This is a genomic window from Streptomyces sp. NPDC058796 (genome assembly GCF_042745235.1).
Taxonomy (GTDB): Bacteria; Actinomycetota; Actinomycetes; order Streptomycetales; family Streptomycetaceae; genus Streptomyces.
This window is the reverse complement of record NZ_JBHYOP010000007.1, coordinates 419,503-434,960: the sequence shown is the minus strand read 5'-3', so window position 1 is coordinate 434,960 and position 15,458 is coordinate 419,503. Positions and strand designations below refer to the sequence as shown.

At 74.4% G+C, this 15,458-nt stretch carries 14 protein-coding genes and 1 pseudogene; 12 read left to right on the top strand and 3 right to left on the bottom strand.

Annotated elements, in window-relative coordinates; translation table 11 throughout:
* Window positions 1-823, top strand: a pseudogene (locus ACFW47_RS20355) (hypothetical protein); the annotation flags it as partial.
* On the top strand, window positions 715-1,464 hold the full coding sequence (locus ACFW47_RS20350) for a hypothetical protein (protein WP_386287420.1): 750 nt from the start codon (window positions 715-717) through the stop codon (window positions 1,462-1,464). The pseudogene ACFW47_RS20355 and the gene ACFW47_RS20350, both read left to right, overlap by 109 nt.
* Window positions 1,465-1,539: 75 nt before the next feature.
* Here the strand turns inward: ACFW47_RS20350 and ACFW47_RS20345 are convergent, their stop codons facing one another.
* Complete coding sequence (locus ACFW47_RS20345) at window positions 1,540-2,832, bottom strand: DUF1015 domain-containing protein (protein ID WP_386287222.1); 1,293 nt, start codon at window positions 2,830-2,832, stop codon at window positions 1,540-1,542.
* A gap of 72 nt (window positions 2,833-2,904) precedes the next feature.
* Here ACFW47_RS20345 and ACFW47_RS20340 point away from each other — a divergent pair, with 72 nt between their 5' ends.
* From ACFW47_RS20340 to ACFW47_RS20325, 4 genes are all read left to right on the top strand, one after another.
* Window positions 2,905-3,936: an HAD hydrolase-like protein gene (locus tag ACFW47_RS20340; protein WP_386306493.1), complete on the top strand. Its 1,032-nt coding sequence runs from the start codon at window positions 2,905-2,907 to the stop codon at window positions 3,934-3,936.
* Window positions 3,937-4,049: 113 nt separating this feature from the next.
* Complete coding sequence (locus ACFW47_RS20335; protein WP_386287225.1) at window positions 4,050-5,096, top strand: FecCD family ABC transporter permease; 1,047 nt, start codon at window positions 4,050-4,052, stop codon at window positions 5,094-5,096.
* An 11-nt stretch (window positions 5,097-5,107) separates the two neighbouring features.
* On the top strand, window positions 5,108-6,145 hold the full coding sequence (locus ACFW47_RS20330) for a FecCD family ABC transporter permease (protein ID WP_386306492.1): 1,038 nt from the start codon (window positions 5,108-5,110) through the stop codon (window positions 6,143-6,145).
* A complete protein-coding gene (locus ACFW47_RS20325; protein ID WP_386287229.1) occupies window positions 6,142-7,029 on the top strand; it encodes an ABC transporter ATP-binding protein in 888 nt (295 codons plus the stop codon). Before ACFW47_RS20330 ends, ACFW47_RS20325 begins: the two co-directional genes overlap by 4 nt.
* Here the strand turns inward: ACFW47_RS20325 and ACFW47_RS20320 are convergent.
* Complete coding sequence (locus ACFW47_RS20320; protein ID WP_386287231.1) at window positions 7,013-7,360, bottom strand: SCP2 sterol-binding domain-containing protein; 348 nt, start codon at window positions 7,358-7,360, stop codon at window positions 7,013-7,015. The genes ACFW47_RS20325 and ACFW47_RS20320 overlap by 17 nt on opposite strands.
* 42 nt (window positions 7,361-7,402) lie before the next feature.
* On the opposite strand from ACFW47_RS20320, the gene ACFW47_RS20315 reads away from it, so the two are divergent.
* The 6 genes from ACFW47_RS20315 to ACFW47_RS20290 all read left to right on the top strand — a co-directional run bounded on the left by ACFW47_RS20315 (window position 7,403) and on the right by ACFW47_RS20290 (window position 13,620).
* On the top strand, window positions 7,403-7,699 hold the full coding sequence (locus ACFW47_RS20315; protein WP_386306490.1) for a hypothetical protein: 297 nt from the start codon (window positions 7,403-7,405) through the stop codon (window positions 7,697-7,699).
* Window positions 7,700-7,706: 7 nt separating this feature from the next.
* Window positions 7,707-8,522, top strand: a complete 816-nt coding sequence (locus tag ACFW47_RS20310; RefSeq protein WP_386287234.1) for a hemolysin — start codon at window positions 7,707-7,709, stop codon at window positions 8,520-8,522.
* The gene (locus ACFW47_RS20305; protein WP_386287236.1) at window positions 8,519-9,424 is read left to right on the top strand and encodes an NAD kinase; all 906 of its coding nucleotides are present in this window, start codon (window positions 8,519-8,521) and stop codon (window positions 9,422-9,424) included. The genes ACFW47_RS20310 and ACFW47_RS20305 overlap by 4 nt, the downstream gene beginning before the upstream one ends.
* A 187-nt stretch (window positions 9,425-9,611) precedes the next feature.
* Complete coding sequence (recN, locus tag ACFW47_RS20300) at window positions 9,612-11,330, top strand: DNA repair protein RecN (RefSeq protein ID WP_386306512.1); 1,719 nt, start codon at window positions 9,612-9,614, stop codon at window positions 11,328-11,330.
* 196 nt (window positions 11,331-11,526) lie between these two features.
* Window positions 11,527-12,288 carry a hypothetical protein gene (locus ACFW47_RS20295; RefSeq protein ID WP_386287238.1) on the top strand — a complete coding sequence of 254 codons (762 nt, stop codon included), beginning with the start codon at window positions 11,527-11,529 and terminating at the stop codon, window positions 12,286-12,288.
* Window positions 12,289-12,474: 186 nt separating this feature from the next.
* The gene (locus ACFW47_RS20290) at window positions 12,475-13,620 is read left to right on the top strand and encodes a glycosyltransferase family 4 protein (RefSeq protein WP_386287240.1); all 1,146 of its coding nucleotides are present in this window, start codon (window positions 12,475-12,477) and stop codon (window positions 13,618-13,620) included.
* 21 nt (window positions 13,621-13,641) lie between these two features.
* Here the strand turns inward: ACFW47_RS20290 and ACFW47_RS20285 are convergent, their stop codons facing one another.
* Complete coding sequence (locus ACFW47_RS20285) at window positions 13,642-15,312, bottom strand: PucR family transcriptional regulator (RefSeq protein ID WP_386287242.1); 1,671 nt, start codon at window positions 15,310-15,312, stop codon at window positions 13,642-13,644.
* Between the last annotated feature and the right edge of the window lie 146 nt (window positions 15,313-15,458).

The window sequence follows — 15,458 nt, the reverse complement described above, 5'->3', positions numbered from 1 at the left end:
CGTGATGACCGGCGTGACGACAACCGTGGTGGTGGGTACGGGCGTCGTGATGACCGGGATCGTGGGCCGCGTCGTGACGACCGGGACCGTGGCGGCGACCGTCCCTCGTACGGCCGTGACGACCGTGGTGGTGACCGTCCCTCGTACCGTCGTGACGACCGTGGCGGGGACCGTCCCTCCTTCCGCCGCGACGACCGTGGTGACCGAGGCGACCGGGGCGGTTTCCGTCGTGATGACCGGCGTGACGACAACCGTGGTGGTGGGTACGGGCGTCGTGATGACCGGGATCGTGGGCCGCGTCGTGACGACCGGGACCGTGGGTTCCGGCGCGATGACCGGGACCGTGGCGGGGACCGTCCCTCGTACGGCCGTGACGACCGTGGTGGTGACCGTCCCTCGTACCGTCGTGACGACCGTGGCGGGGACCGTCCCTCCTTCCGCCGCGACGACCGCGGTGGCTTCCGCCGTGACGACAGCCGCGATTCCCGGGAGAACCGTGGCGCCGGCGGCGACCGTGGCGGCTTCGGCCGGCGTGACGACAGCCGTGGCGGCGACCGTGGGGGGTTCCGCGGCCGGGACGACCGCGGGGGGCGTGGTCCCCGGCGCGACGACCGAGGCGGGCGGCCCGGCGGCTTCCGTGGGCGGGACGACCGGCAGGGCGGCGGTGGCCGCTTCCGTGAGGAGCGGGACCGTGACCGCGAGCCCATCAAGCGCCTGCCGATCCCCGAAGAGGTCACGGGCGACGAGATCGACAAGGACGTACGGCAGGAACTGCAGAGCCTGCCCAAGACGCTCGCGGAGGACGTCGCCAGGAACCTCGTGATGGTCGCCCGGCTCCTCGACGAGGACCCGGAGGCGGCGTACGGCTACTCGAGGGTGGCCCTGCGCCTGGCGTCCCGTGTCGCCGCCGTACGCGAGGCGGCCGGATTCGCGGCGTACGCGAACCAGAAGTACGGCGAGGCCCTGGCGGAGTTCCGGGCCGCGCGCCGGATGACCGGGTCCGTGGAGCTGTGGCCGGTGATGGCGGACTGCGAGCGCGGGCTCGGTCGGCCGGAGAAGGCGCTGGACATGGCCGGTGCTCCCGAGGTGCACAAGCTCGACAAGGCCGGTCAGGTCGAGATGCGCCTCGTGGCGGCCGGCGCCCGGCGTGACATGGACCAGCTGGACGCGGCCATCGTGACGCTGCAGAGCCCGGAGCTTGCCTCCAACTCCGTACAGCCCTGGACCGCGCGGCTGCGGTACGCCTACGCCGACGCACTGCTGGCCGCGGGCCGGGAGCGGGAGGCACGGGAGTGGTTCGCGAAGGCCGTGGAGTCCGACCGCGACGGCAGCACGGACGCCTCCGACCGGCTGGCCGAGCTGGACGGAGTGGAGTTCATGGACGCCCTCGACGAACGTGGAGGCGAGGAGGGTTCGGCGAGCCCTGCCGCCGAGGACGACGGCGAGGACGGCGCGAAGGACTGACTTCCTGGACCTGACGACGAAGGGGCGGGACCGTGAACACGGTCCCGCCCCTTCGTCGTCAGGTCTCGTGCCCCGTCACAGGTCCAGCGCGCGCAGCACCAGGCCCGAGGCCGGCTTGGGACCGAAGGACGTCGACTTCCGGGGCATCGTGACCCCCTGCTGGGCCAGCTCGCGTACGACCTCCTCGCGGACGGGGTGCATCAGTACCGCGGTACCGCCGTCACGTTCCGCCTTCTCCACGGTGGCCGCCGTGTCGTGGATGTAGGAGACGTGCGCCGCGGAATCGTCCGGGACGCGCCAGACGTGGGCCAGGAGCGTGGCGTGCAGGACGGTGGCGTCCAGGGTGCGCCATGCCTGAGGGCGGTCGGTGGGCACCGTGCGGTCCAGCAGGGCGGGGTCGGGTCGGTCGACGAGGTGGAAGGAGCCGTCACCGGCGAGCAGGAAGGCGTTGCCCGACTCGGCCGTCCTCGCCAGGTCCTCCATGGCCCGGGTCAGGGGACCGTCGAGCCGGCGGACGCGGAAGTGGCCGTCCAGGGCGGCGACGGCGTCGTCCACCGGGAAGCCGTGCAGCAGGCGGTGGATGGCGCGGACCCGGAGGGGGTAGCGGGCCGTGTCGACCAGGAGGACGAGGCCGTGGTCCCAGGGGCTCGGGGAGGGGTGCTCCGCGCGCAGCGTGCGGTAGGTGGCCCAGCGGTGGTGGCCGTCGGCGATGAGGGCCTGTTGACACGCCAGTTCCGAGCGGACGCGGGCCAGGTCGTCGGGGTCGGTGAGCGACCACAGGCGGTGGCAGTAGCCGTCCTCCGTGGTCGTCGACAGCAGCGGCGGCCGTTCGGCGGTGCGCTCCACGACGGTCGTCGTGGCCGCCGTGTCGCCGTCGCCGCGGTAGGTGAGGAGCAGGGGTTCGAGGTTGGCCGACGTGGCCCGCATGAGGGCCGCCCGGTCGGCGACGACGTGCGGCATGACGTCCTCGTGCGGCAGCACGACCTGCTCGGCGGGGTCCGACACGCGCAGGGCGCCGATGATGCCGCGTTGCAGCATGCCGTCGCCGTCGCGCTGTTCGTAGACGTACAGGCCGGGCTCGGGGTCGGCGGTCAGTACGCCCTCCGACCGCCAGCTCCGGAGCGTGTCGGCGGCCTGTTCGTTGCGGGCCTCGGCAGTGGCGGCCTGGGGGAGGATCAGGCGGACGATGTTGTGCGGGTCGGCGGACTCGAGGTGGAGCAGGCCGTCGGGGCGGACCACGACGTCGTAGGGCGGGGACGTCACGGCGGCCAGGCTGCCGACCCGGTCGGGGTCGTAGCGGAGGCCTCGGAACGGGGTGAGTTCCAGGCCCCGGCGCGCCGTTGCTTCCGGGTGACCTGCTGTGTTCATCCCGGCATCGTACGTGTGTCAGTGGCATGGGGGATGATCGGGGGAAAGGCGTCGAACGAGGAGCGATGTGCAATGAGCCGGAGCGTCAGGACGAGGCCCGAGGGCAATGGGCGGAGCCTGGGTGAGGCGTACGACACGGCGCTGCTCGACCTGGACGGGGTGGTGTACGCGGGGGGTGAGGCCATCGCCCACGCGGTGGAGTCGCTGTCCACGGCCCGCGCGGGCGGCATGCGCCTGGCGTACGTCACGAACAACGCGCTGCGCACTCCCGACGCGGTGGCCGCGCACCTGACCGAGCTGGGCATACCGACGGGGGCGGACGACGTCATCACGTCGGCGCAGGCGGTGGCCCGGCTGATCGCCGAGCAGGTGCCGTCGGGCTCGCGGGTGCTGGTGATCGGCGGCGAGGGGCTGCGGGTCGCCCTGCGGGAGCGGGGGCTGGAGCCGGTGGAGTCGGCGGAGGACGGACCGGCGGCCGTCGTGCAGGGCTTCGGCGGGCCCGAGCTGCCCTGGGGGCGGTTCGCGGAGGCCTGTTACGCGATCGCGCGCGGGGTGCCCTGGTACGCCTCCAACACGGACCTGACGATCCCGGGAGCCCGGGGCATCGCACCGGGCAACGGCGCGGCGGTGGAGGTCGTCCGGATCGCCACCGGTGCCGAGCCGCAGGTCGCGGGGAAGCCGTTGCCGCCGATGCACCGGGAGACGATCCTGCGGACCGGCGCCCAGCGGCCGTTGGTGGTGGGGGACCGGCTGGACACGGACATCGAGGGCGCGTTCAACGGCGAGGTCGACTCGCTGCTCGTCCTGACCGGGGTGACCGACGGGGCGCAGTTGCTGGCGGCGCCGCCGCGGCACCGGCCGACGTACGTCGACTCCGATCTGCGCGGGCTCCTCGGCGGACAGCCGGAGGTCACGGGGGACGGCAGCGAGGGCTTCCGGTGCGGTGGCTGGACGGCGACGGCCGGCACCGGGCGGCTGGAGCTGGAGGGCGACGGTACCGCGCTGGACGGACTGCGTGCGCTGTGCGCGGCGGCCTGGACGGCGGGCGGTGAGGAGGGGTGCGAGCTGGACTCCGGGAAGGCGCTGGCACGGCTGGGGTTGTGAGCCGTCGTACGGGGCAGGAGACCGGCTGCGGCGAGTTTGACGAGCGTGGCCGCGAGCCGGGCCCGGCGTCCTCGGGATCGTGATCGAATGGCAGGGTAGGCTAACCTAACCGCGTGTTGGTCGACAGTCCCCCCGAACAGCGCGCGGAGACCGCCCCCGCGCCGCCCCCGAAGCGCCGTGTCGTACGTGCCGTCGGGCTGCCCGTCTCGGCAGCGGTCCTGGTGTTCATCGCGTTGGCGAGCCTCGCGGTCGGCGCGAAGGACCTGTCCCTGGCACAGGTCTGGCACGGCCTCTTCCACGACTCGGGCACGTACAGCGACGTAGTGGTGGGCGAACGGCTGTCGCGGACCGTGCTCGGCCTGCTCGCGGGGGCGGCGCTCGGGCTCGCCGGGGCCGTCCTGCAGGCGCTCACCCGCAATCCGCTGGCCGACCCCGGCCTGCTCGGCATCAACGCGGGCGCCTCCGCGGCGGTCGTCACGGCCATCACCTTCTTCGGCGTCACCTCACTGACCGGGTACGTGTGGTTCGCGTTCGCCGGCGCGGCGGGCGTGGGCGCCCTGGTCTGGTTCCTCGGCGGCAGCAGGGGAGCCACTCCGGTGCGGCTGGTGCTGGCCGGCACGGCGATCAGCGCCGCGCTCTTCGGCTACCTCCAGGCCGTGATGATCATGGACGACGCGGCGCTCGGCCGGATGCGCTTCTGGACGGTCGGGTCGCTGTCCTCGGCGACCGACGACACCATCATGGAAGTGCTGCCGTTCTTCGTGGTGGGCACGATCCTCGCCCTCGCCCTCTCCCGGCCGCTGAACGCCATGGAGATGGGTGACGACACCGCCAAGGCGCTCGGCGCCAACCTCAACCGCACCCGGGCGCTGTCCATGCTCGCCGCGACCGTGCTGTGCGGGGCGGCGACCGCCGCCTGCGGGCCGATCGTGTTCGTCGGTCTGATGGTCCCGCACATCGTCCGCTCCTTCACCGGACCCGACATGCGCTGGATCCTGCCGTACGCCGCGGTCCTCTCGCCCGTGCTGCTGCTGGGCGCCGACGTCCTCGGCCGGATCGTCGCCCGGCCCTCCGAGCTCCAGGTCGGCATCGTCACCGCCGTCCTGGGCGGCCCGGTCTTCATCTATCTCGTACGACGGCGGAGGACGGCCCAGCTGTGACCACGAAAGCCGTGAGGAAGAACCGTGCCGTGCGGAGTCCGGGCGGGCTGTCCTTCCGCCTGGACGTGCGGGCCACCGTCGTCGTCGCCCTGCTGCTGCTCCTCGCGCTGGCCGCGAGCGTCCTGCTGATCGGCACCGGTGACTTCGGGATACCGGCCGCCGACGTGCTCAGGACCCTGGCCGGCGGCGGCAACGCGAGCCAGGAGTTCATCGTCAACGAACTGCGGCTGCCGCGGGTCCTGGTCGGGCTGCTGGTCGGCGCCGCGCTGGGGATGGGCGGCGCGCTGTTCCAGGCCATCTCCCGCAACCCGCTCGGCAGTCCGGACGTGCTCGGCCTCGGGCAGGGCGCGACGGCCGGCGCCCTGACCATGATCGTGCTGTTCTCCGGGACCTCGGCGCAGGTGACCGGCGGCGCGCTCGTCGGCGGCCTGGTGACCGGCCTCGCCATCTATCTGCTCGCCTGGAAGCGGGGCGTGCACGGCTACCGGCTGGTCCTGGTCGGTATCGGCGTCTCCGCGATCGTCACGGCCGTCAACGGCTACCTGCTCACCCGGGCCGACATCGTCGACGCCTCCCGCGCGGTCGTCTGGATGACCGGCTCCCTCAACGGCCGCGACTGGGACCAGGTCTGGCCGCTGCTCGTCCTGTGCGCCGTGCTCGTCCCGCTGGTCCTCGCCAACGGGCGCGCGCTGCGGATGATGGAGATGGGCGACGACGTCTCGTACGCCCTCGGAGTGCGTGTCGAGCGCGTGCGGGCCCTGTTGATGGTGGCCGCCGTGCTGCTCACCGCCGCCGCCACCGCCGCCGCGGGACCGGTCAGCTTCGTCGCGCTCACCGCGCCGCAGCTCGCCCGGCGCCTGACCCGCTCGCCCGGCCCCAACCTGCTGCCGTCCGTGTGCATGGGCGCCGCCCTGCTGGTCTCGGCCGACTTCGTCTCGCAGCGGGCCTTCGGCGCCGACCAGCTGCCCGTGGGCGTCGTCACCGGCGTGCTCGGCGGCGTCTACCTGCTGTGGCTGCTGGTCACCGAGCGCAAGGCGGGCCGGATATGAGCGCCGGCACCGGCGACCGCAGCGGGCTGAACAACCAAAGGAGCAACGTGAACCGCCTGACCGCCGAGAACGTCACCCTCGCCTACGACCAGCGGGTCATCGCGGAGAAGCTGTCGGTGGAGATACCCGACAACTCCTTCACGGTGATCGTCGGCCCGAACGCCTGCGGCAAGTCCACCCTGCTGCGCGCCCTGTCGCGGATGCTGAAGCCCACCCAGGGCCGGGTGCTGCTCGACGGTTCCGTCATCCAGTCGATGCCCGCCAAGCAGGTCGCCCGCACCCTCGGCCTGCTGCCCCAGTCGTCCATCGCACCCGACGGCATCACCGTCGGCGACCTCGTCGGCCGCGGCCGCTACCCGCACCAGGGCATCCTGCGCCAGTGGTCGACCGAGGACGAGCGGGTGGTCCAGGAGTCGATGGCCCAGACCGGCATCGCGGAGCTGGCCGACCGTTACGTCGACGAACTCTCCGGCGGACAGCGCCAGCGCGTGTGGATCGCCATGGCCCTCGCCCAGCAGACCCCGCTGCTCCTGCTCGACGAGCCGACGACGTACCTGGACATCCAGCACCAGATCGACGTCCTCGACCTGTGCGCGGAACTCCACGAGGAGCAGGGCCGCACACTCGTCGCCGTCCTGCACGACCTCAACCACGCCGCCCGGTACGCCACCCACCTCATCGCCCTGCGCGGCGGCGAGGTCATCGCCGAGGGCGCGCCGAAGGACATCGTCACCGCCGACCTGGTCCAGCGGGTCTTCGGGCTGCGCTGCCAGGTCATCGACGACCCCGAGACGGGTACGCCGCTGGTGGTGCCGGCCGCGCGCAAGGCACGGGGCGGCAGCGGCGTCGAGCGCGAGAAGGTGGCGGCTACAGAAGCTTCCTGAGGCGGAACAGGTCGCGCAGGCCCGCCTCCAGCTTCACCCGGCCCGACCCCCAGGCCTTGGCGAAGTTCAGCTCGCCGTCGACCAGGGACACCAGGTCGTCCCCGGTCATCGCCAGCCTGATCTCGGCCTTCTCGCGCGGCGGGCCCTCCAGGGTCTCGCGCACGTCGATCCGGCCGTCCGCCATGCGTCCCGCGAAGGTGACGTCCAGGTCGGTGATGTGGCAGCTCACCGAGCGGTCCAGCTCGGCGGCGGACCGCACGTCCCCTTCGGCGTTCCCCATGTTGTCCGAGAGCTTCTCGAGTGCGGCGCGGCACTCCTCAGTCGTCGCCATCGGGACCGACCGTACCCCAGCGGTACGCGGTAGCGTCGGGGCATGAGCGACGCAGTACCGGAGCCGGAGGCACAGGAGACCGGCGGGGAGGCGGCCGAGGCGCACGCGCCGGAGCACGGCCCCGCCGCCCCCGCCCCCCTGGACGTCCCGCGCACCCCCACCGGGAACGCCGAGGTGGACGCCCGGCTGTCCCGGCTGGCCGACGCCGACCACCTGACCACGGACGGACATGTCGAGGTGTACGAGGATGTACACCGGGGGCTGCGTGACGCGCTGGCCGCGCTCGACGCCCGCCCGGGACCTCCGGTCCCGCCATCGCCGTACGAAAACAGGAGCTGAACCGAACGTGGCAGGAGTCGCACGCCGCCGTCTCGACGCGGAGCTGGTCCGCCGCAAGCTGGCGCGCTCGCGCGAGCACGCCAGCCAGCTGATCGCCGCCGGGCGGGTCTTGGTCGGCAAGACCGTCGCGACCAAGCCGGCCACGCAGGTCGAGACCGCCGCCGCGATCGTGGTGAGCGCGGACGACAGCGATCCCGACTACGTCTCGCGCGGCGGCCACAAGCTGGCCGGCGCCCTCGCTGCCTTCGTGCCGCAGGGGCTCGTCGTCGAGGGCCGGCGGGCGCTGGACGCCGGCGCGTCCACCGGCGGCTTCACCGACGTACTGCTGCGCGCGGGCGCCGCGCACGTCGTCGCCGTCGACGTCGGCTACGGGCAGCTCGCCTGGTCCCTCCAGCAGGATGAACGCGTCACCGTCAAGGACCGTACGAACGTACGCGAGTTGACGCCGGAAGCGATCGATGGGGAGCCCGTGGACCTTGTCGTGGGGGATCTGTCCTTCATCCCGCTCGGACTGGTACTGCCCGCCCTGGTGCGGTGCACCCGGCCGGACGCCGACCTGGTGATGATGGTGAAGCCGCAGTTCGAGGTGGGCAAGGAGCGCCTCGGCAGCGGGGGAGTGGTACGCAGTGCGCAGCTGCGCGCCGAGGCCGTGACGGGGGTAGCCCGCAGGGCCTGGGAACTGGGGCTCGGCGTGAAGGGGGTCACCGCCAGTCCGCTGCCCGGTCCCTCCGGGAACGTCGAGTACTTTCTGTGGCTGCGGGCCGGGGCCGGTGAACTGGACCCGGCCGACGTTGACCGTGCAGTGGCGGAGGGGCCGCGTTGACACAGAACCGAGCTCGTACTGTTTTCCTGCTCGCCCACACCGGGCGTCCCGCGGCCATTCGCAGCGCCGAGCTCGTGGTCAAGGGGCTGCTGAACGCCGGGATCGGTGTGCGGGTGCTGGAGGCGGAGGCGTGCGACCTGCCGCTGCCGGACGAGGTGGATCTGGTCGGGGAGGCCACCCCGCAGTGCCTCGACGGGTGCGAGCTGCTCATCGTGCTCGGCGGTGACGGGACGCTGCTGCGCGGCGCCGAGTTCGCCCGCGCGTCCGGGGTGCCGATGCTCGGGGTCAACCTCGGCCGGGTCGGGTTCCTCGCCGAGGCCGAACGGGACGACCTCGACAAGGTCGTCGACCGGGTGGTGAACCGGGCGTACGAGGTCGAGGAACGGATGACGGTCGACGTCGTCGTGCACCGCAACGGCGACATCGTGCACACCGACTGGGCGCTGAACGAGGCGGCGGTGCAGAAGGCCGGCGCCGAGAAGCTGCTGGAAGTCGTGCTGGAGATCGACGGGCGGCCGGTGACCGGATTCGGCTGCGACGGCATCGTGCTGTCGACGCCGACCGGGTCGACGGCGTACGCCTTCTCGGCCGGGGGGCCGGTGGTGTGGCCCGAGGTCGAGGCGCTGCTGATGGTGCCGATCAGCGCGCACGCGCTGTTCGCGAAGCCGTTGGTGACGTCGCCGGACTCCGTGCTCGCGGTGGAGGTGCTGCCTCATATTCCGCCGGGCGTGCTGTGGTGCGACGGACGGCGGACGGTGGAGCTGCCGCCGGGGGCGCGGGTGGAGGTTCGGCGCGGGGCGGTGCCGGTGCGGCTGGCTCGGTTGCACCACGCGTCGTTCACTGACCGGCTGGTGGCGAAGTTCGCGTTGCCGGTGTCCGGGTGGCGGGGGGCGCCGCACTAGCGGACTCGAAGGGGTGGTTTCGGTGCGACGGCGGCTGCGGGTGGTTTGTGGCTGGTCGCGCCCCGCGGCGCAGCCGCCACCAGCACAGCCCCGCGCCCTGACGGTGATGTCCTGCCCCGCGGGACAAGGGCGGGCCGGTCGCACTCGCCGCCTCGGACCTCGTAAGGTCGTGTCCGTGCTTGAGGAGATGCGGATACGGTCGCTGGGAGTCATCGACGACGCCGTGGTCGAGCTGTCGCCCGGGTTCACCGCTGTCACCGGTGAGACGGGTGCGGGCAAGACCATGGTGGTCACCAGCCTCGGGCTGCTCCTGGGCGGACGCGCGGACGCGGCGCTGGTGCGGATCGGGGCCAAGAACGCGGTCGTCGAGGGGCGCATCGCCGTGCCCGACGACGCGGCGGCGGCCGTACGGGCCGAGGAGGCCGGGGCCGAGCTGGACGACGGGGCGCTGCTGATCAGCCGTACCGTTTCCGCCGAGGGCCGCTCGCGCGCGCACCTGGGCGGACGGTCGGTGCCGGTGGGGATGCTCGCCGAGCTGGCCGACGAACTGGTGGCCGTGCACGGGCAGACCGACCAGCAGGGGCTGCTCAAGCTGACCCGGCAGCGGCAGGCGCTGGACCGGTACGCGGGTGACGCGGTCGCCGGGCCGCTCGCCAAGTACGCCGAGGCCTACCGCCGGCTGCGGGCCGTCGCCCGTGAGCTGGAGGAGATCACCACGCGCGCCCGTGAGCGCGCCCAGGAGGCCGACCTGCTGCGCTACGGCCTCGACGAGGTCGCGGCCGTCGAGCCGCGCGCCGGCGAGGACGTCGAGCTGGCCGAGGAAGCGGAGCGGCTGGGGCACGCCGAGGCGCTGGCGTCGGCCGCCACCGCCGCGCACGCCGCGCTGGCCGGCAACCCTGAGGACCCCGAGGGGGTCGACGCCTCCACGCTGGTCGCGGGCGCGCAGCGGGCCCTGGACGCCGTACGGGCGCACGACCCGGCGCTGGCCGCGCTCGCCGAGCGGATCGGCGAGGTCGGCATCCTGCTGCGGGACGTGGCCGGGGAGCTCGCCGGATACGCCGACGACCTGGACGCCGACCCGTTGCGGCTGGCGGCGGTCGAGGAGCGGCGGGCCGCGCTCACCGCGCTGACCCGGAAGTACGGCGAGGATGTGGCCGCCGTGCTGTCCTGGGCCGAGCAGGGCGCCGCCCGGCTGACCGAGCTGGACGGCGACGACGAGCGGATCGGTGAGCTGACCGCCGAACGGGACGCGCTCAGGACAGAGCTGGGCGGGCTGGCGCAGGCCCTGACGGACGCCCGGACGGAGGCCGCCGAACGGTTCGCCGCCGCGGTGACCGCAGAGCTGGCCTCGCTGGCCATGCCGCACGCGCGCGTGTCGTTCGCGATCCGGCAGACGGAGGACCCGGAGGGCGTCGAGGTCGGCGGGCGCACGGTCGCCTACGGGCCGTCCGGCGCCGACGAGGTCGAGCTGCTGCTCGCCCCGCACCCGGGCGCGCCGCCCCGGCCGATCGCCAAGGGCGCGTCCGGCGGTGAACTGTCGCGCGTGATGCTGGCCGTGGAGGTCGTGTTCGCGGGCACCGACCCGGTGCCGACGTACCTCTTCGACGAGGTCGACGCCGGTGTCGGCGGCAAGGCGGCGGTCGAGATCGGGCGGCGCCTGGCCCGGCTCGCGAAGAACGCGCAGGTCGTGGTCGTCACTCACCTGCCGCAGGTGGCGGCCTTCGCCGACCGGCAGCTGCTGGTGGAGAAGACGAACGACGGGTCGGTGACCCGCTCCGGCGTGAAGGTGCTGGAGGGCGAGGAGCGGATCCGCGAGCTGTCCCGGATGCTGGCGGGCCAGGAGGACTCGGAGACGGCCCGCGCACACGCGGAGGAGCTGCTGGAGACGGCGCGGTCGGACGCGTAGGCGGTCCGGGCGGCCGTGCGGGTCGCGGTCGTGGCGGTGAGGGGCCGACAGACCGCCGGTCACCGGGTAGGCGCCCGGGGCCGCTGCGTCCGACATCGGGACGCACGCCCCGGCGGGGCTCGGCGGCGCCTTCGCCGTCCCGGAGCGGGCTGACGTCCGGCGGAAGGGCGGAGGGCGGGTCCCGTAGGGTGGCCCGATGATCGACCGTGTCCGCCGGAACGGCTCCTCCCTCCTCCTCGCCGCCGCGCTCGCGCGGACCGGCCTGACCGCGCTGCGTGCCGTGGCGCCGGGCGGGCGGGAGCGGTGGGGACGGAAGAACCACGCCGGGCGGACCGTGGACCTGTACGCAGGGCCCGCGTGCGCCGCCGCGGTCGCCGTGGGGACGGCGCGGGTACGGCCCGCCGTCGGCCTCGCGGTGCTCGCCGCGGGGGCCTGCGGGGCCTACGACGACGTGGTCGGCGCCGGTGACGCCCGGCGGGGCTTCCGGGCGCATCTGGCGGCGCTGCGGGACGGCGAGGTCACCAGCGGGACGGTGAAACTGTTCGGGATCTGCGCGGCCGGGCTCGCCGCCGGCGCCGTGCTGAAGGAACGGCCGCTGGACAAGGTGCTCGCGGGCGTCGTCATCGCGGGGGCCGCGCACTTCGTCAACCTCGTGGACGTACGCCCGGGACGGGCCGCGGCGGCGGGGCTCGCGCTCGGGGCGCCGGGGTTGCTGCGCGAGGGGCCCGGGGCCGAGACCGCAGCCGTCGCCATGGGCGCCGCCGCGGCCGTGCTCCCCGACGACCTCGCCGAGCGCACCATGCTCGGCGACACGGGGGCACACGCGCTCGGCGCGGCCCTGGGCGCCGCGGTGGTGGCCGGCAACGGCCGGGCGGGGCTCGCCGCGCACGCCGTCGCGCTCGTCGCCGCGGCCGCGTGCGGGGAGCGGGTGAGCGAGGCGGCGCGTTCACTCGGGTGAGTGAACCGGTCCTGTCCCGTTGCCCGGACGGTCGCCCACGCGCGGCGGCCGTCGTTCCCGGAACACCCGTACGGCCTGGCATCCTTGACGGGTGACGCCCGGGCAAGCACGCGGCGCGCCCTCTCCCACCCATCGTTCTGTACGTTCTTCGTGACCGTCCCCGCCGAACCCAGGAGCCCCGGCCAGGTGACCCCCGTGAGCAGCCCCGCACCGCACGGCCAGTCGCAGTTGCGCACCGTGCAGGTGCTGGGCGGCGGCAACGCCGGCAGCAGCGCGCACGTGCGCTCCCTGGCCGCGGGGCTCGTCGCACGGGGCGTGAACGTGACGGTGTGCGCCCCCGACGATGCGGAACGCACCTACGACTTCTCCGGCACCGGTGCCGACCACGTGCACGTACCGCGCAGCAGCGATCCGGTCTCCGTCGCCGCGCTGCGGGCGGTGTGCGCGGACGCCGACCTGGTGCACGCGCACGGGCTGCACGCCTCCTTCCGCGCCGCGCTCGCCCTCGGCGGGCGGCGGGTCCGCACGCCGTTCGTCGTGACCTGGCACGACCGCGTACATGCCGAAGGGGCCCGCGCCCACCTGCTGCGCGTACTGGAACGGCGCGTGATGAAGTCCGCCACTGTGGTGCTCGGCGCCACCTCGGAACTGGTCGACAGCGCCCGCCGGACGGGCGCGCGCGACGCCCGGCTCGGCCCCGTCGCGCTCCCCGCCCGGCCCCGCCCGCCGGGCGAGTCCGACGACCCGGACGGGAATCGCCCGAAGGTCCGGGCCGAACTCGGCGCGGTCGACCGCCCGTTGCTCATCGCCGTCGGCTCCCTGGAACGCCACCGGGGGTACGACGTCCTGCTCGACGCCGCCCGTGTGTGGCGCCGTCTCGACCCGGTCCCGCTGGTCGTCGTCGCCGGTGAGGGCCCGCTGCGCGCGGAGTTGCAGCACAGGATCGAGGACGAAGGGCTGCCGGTGGTGCTCATCGGCAGCCGCGACGACGTCACCGACCTGCTGGCGGCTGCCGACCTCGCCCTGCTGCCGAGCCGCCGGGAGGCACGCTCCGTCCTCGCCCAGGAGGCGTTGTACGCGCGCGTGCCGCTCGTCGCCGGCGCCGTGGGCGGCATCCCCGAACTCGTCGGCGAGGCCGCCGAACTCGTCCCGGACGGGAACGCGGGGGCGTTCGCCGAAGCCGTGGTGCGCCTGCTCGGCGATCCCGGGCGGTGCGAGGAACTGCGCGACGAGGGCGTACGGCAGGCGGCCACCTGGCCGACGGAGGACGAGACCGTCGCCCAGGTGCTCAGCGTCTACGACGAGCTGACCCGGCCCACGCCCCTGCTGTGAGGGGCCCGGGGGCGGCCCCGGTCATGGCACGTGCCGACGGGCGCGCAGGGCCAGGCTCAGCGCCAGGACGGTCTGCGGGTCGTCGAGGTCCGTGCCGAGCAGCTCCCCGATCCGCGCCAGCCGGTTGTAGAGCGTCTGCCGGTTGAGGTGCAGCTCGCGTGCCGTCTCCGCCTTGCGGCCCGCGTGCGCCAGGTACGTCTGGAGGGTGGGCAGCAGGGGAGGCTTGGAGCGGTCGTCGTGGTCGCGCAGCGGGCCGATCGCCCGGTCCACGAACGCCGCGAGGTCCGGATGGTCGCGCAGCCGCCACAGCAGCAGGTCGATGTCGAGGCGCCGGGCGTCGTACCAGGGCCGGTCGGTGAGCCCCTGCGCGGCGGTCGCCGTCTCCGCCGCGTGCCTGAGGCCCGCCGACGCCGCCGCCCAGCCGCCGGCCACGCCGACGACCACGACGGGCGGCTGCGCCCCCGGCCGCTGCATCCCGGCCCGCTCCACGCCCGCCCGCAGGGCCGCCGCGACCCGGTCCGCGACCGCCGCCCGCTCCGACTCCGAACGCAGGCCCAGCAGCAGCGGGACCCGGCCCTCCACCGGACGCACGCCCAGCAGCACCGGCACCCCGACCGACGCCAGCTCCTCGGCGACCGCCCGCGCCAGCACCGCCCAGCCGCCGCCGGCGGGGGACAGGGCGTCGCCGAGGCGCATCACCACGGGGAGCAGCGGGCTGGCCCCGGGCTTGAAGCCGAGGACGCGGGCCTGCGCCGGAGCGTCCTCCGCGGTGATCCGGCCCTCGGCGAGGTCGGTGAGGAAGTCGCCGCGCCCGCGCGCCGCCAGCTCCTCCTCCTGCCGCGCCTGCATCAGCACCACGGCGAGGATGCCGGCCGCCCGCTCCGCCGCCATCCGGTGCACCTGTGCCAGGGGGGACCGGACGGGGAGCATGACGAGCCGGGCGCGCACCGAGCCGGGGCCGGCACCGGTGCCCGGACCGGCCGCGGTGCCCGGGCCGGGGCCGCCGCCGGGCACGTCGACCAGGACCGAGCCCGCCGGGGGAGGGGCGTCCTTGTGCGGGCCGCGCAGACCCTCCCACACCTGGAGCGGGTCGGCGCCCTCCGGACCGGAGCCGGCGGCGTACAGCAGGCGGCCGTCGGCGGTCTCCAGGAAGACCGGGTTGTCGCCGAAGTCGGCGAGGATGCCGAGCACCTGGGGGACTCCGCCGCCGCCCAGCAGGGCGTCCGTGCAGCGGCGGTGGACCTCCTCGGCGCGCTGGAGCAGTGCGTAGTGGCCGTTGACGATCTCGGTGTGGATCTCCTCGGTGACGGTCACGAACGGCACCTCGCGGTGCAGTTGCACCAGCGGCAGGCCGGCCGTGCGGGCGGTGTCCACGAGGGCCGCGGGGAGGCGGGCGAAGCGCGGGCCGAGTTCCACGACGAGGGCGGCGATGCCGCGTTCCGCGAGGGTGCGGACGAAGGCGCGCTGCTCGGCGGGGCGGGTGCCGAGGCCGTAGCCGGTGGTGAGGAGGAGTTCGCCGCCCTTGAGCAGGGAGGCGATGTTGGGCACCTCTCCGGCGTGCACCCAGCGGACGGTGCGGTGCAGGCGGTCGGCGCCGGCGAGGATCTCCGGGAGGCCACTGCGGAGGCCGGGGAGTTCCAGGGCGCGCTGCACGGTGATGCCCGTGGGCGGGGGTGCGGCGGCGGTGTTCATGGAGCGGACGGTACCCGGGGGTGTGCGCCGGGCACATCTTCGTAGGCGATGGCTGAGGGCGGGACGGTGCCGACGGGGCGCAGGTCAGCCGGGCGGGACGGCGGCTGCCCGCAGCCAGGGCGGCGCGGGCAGCCGTTCGTCGGCCT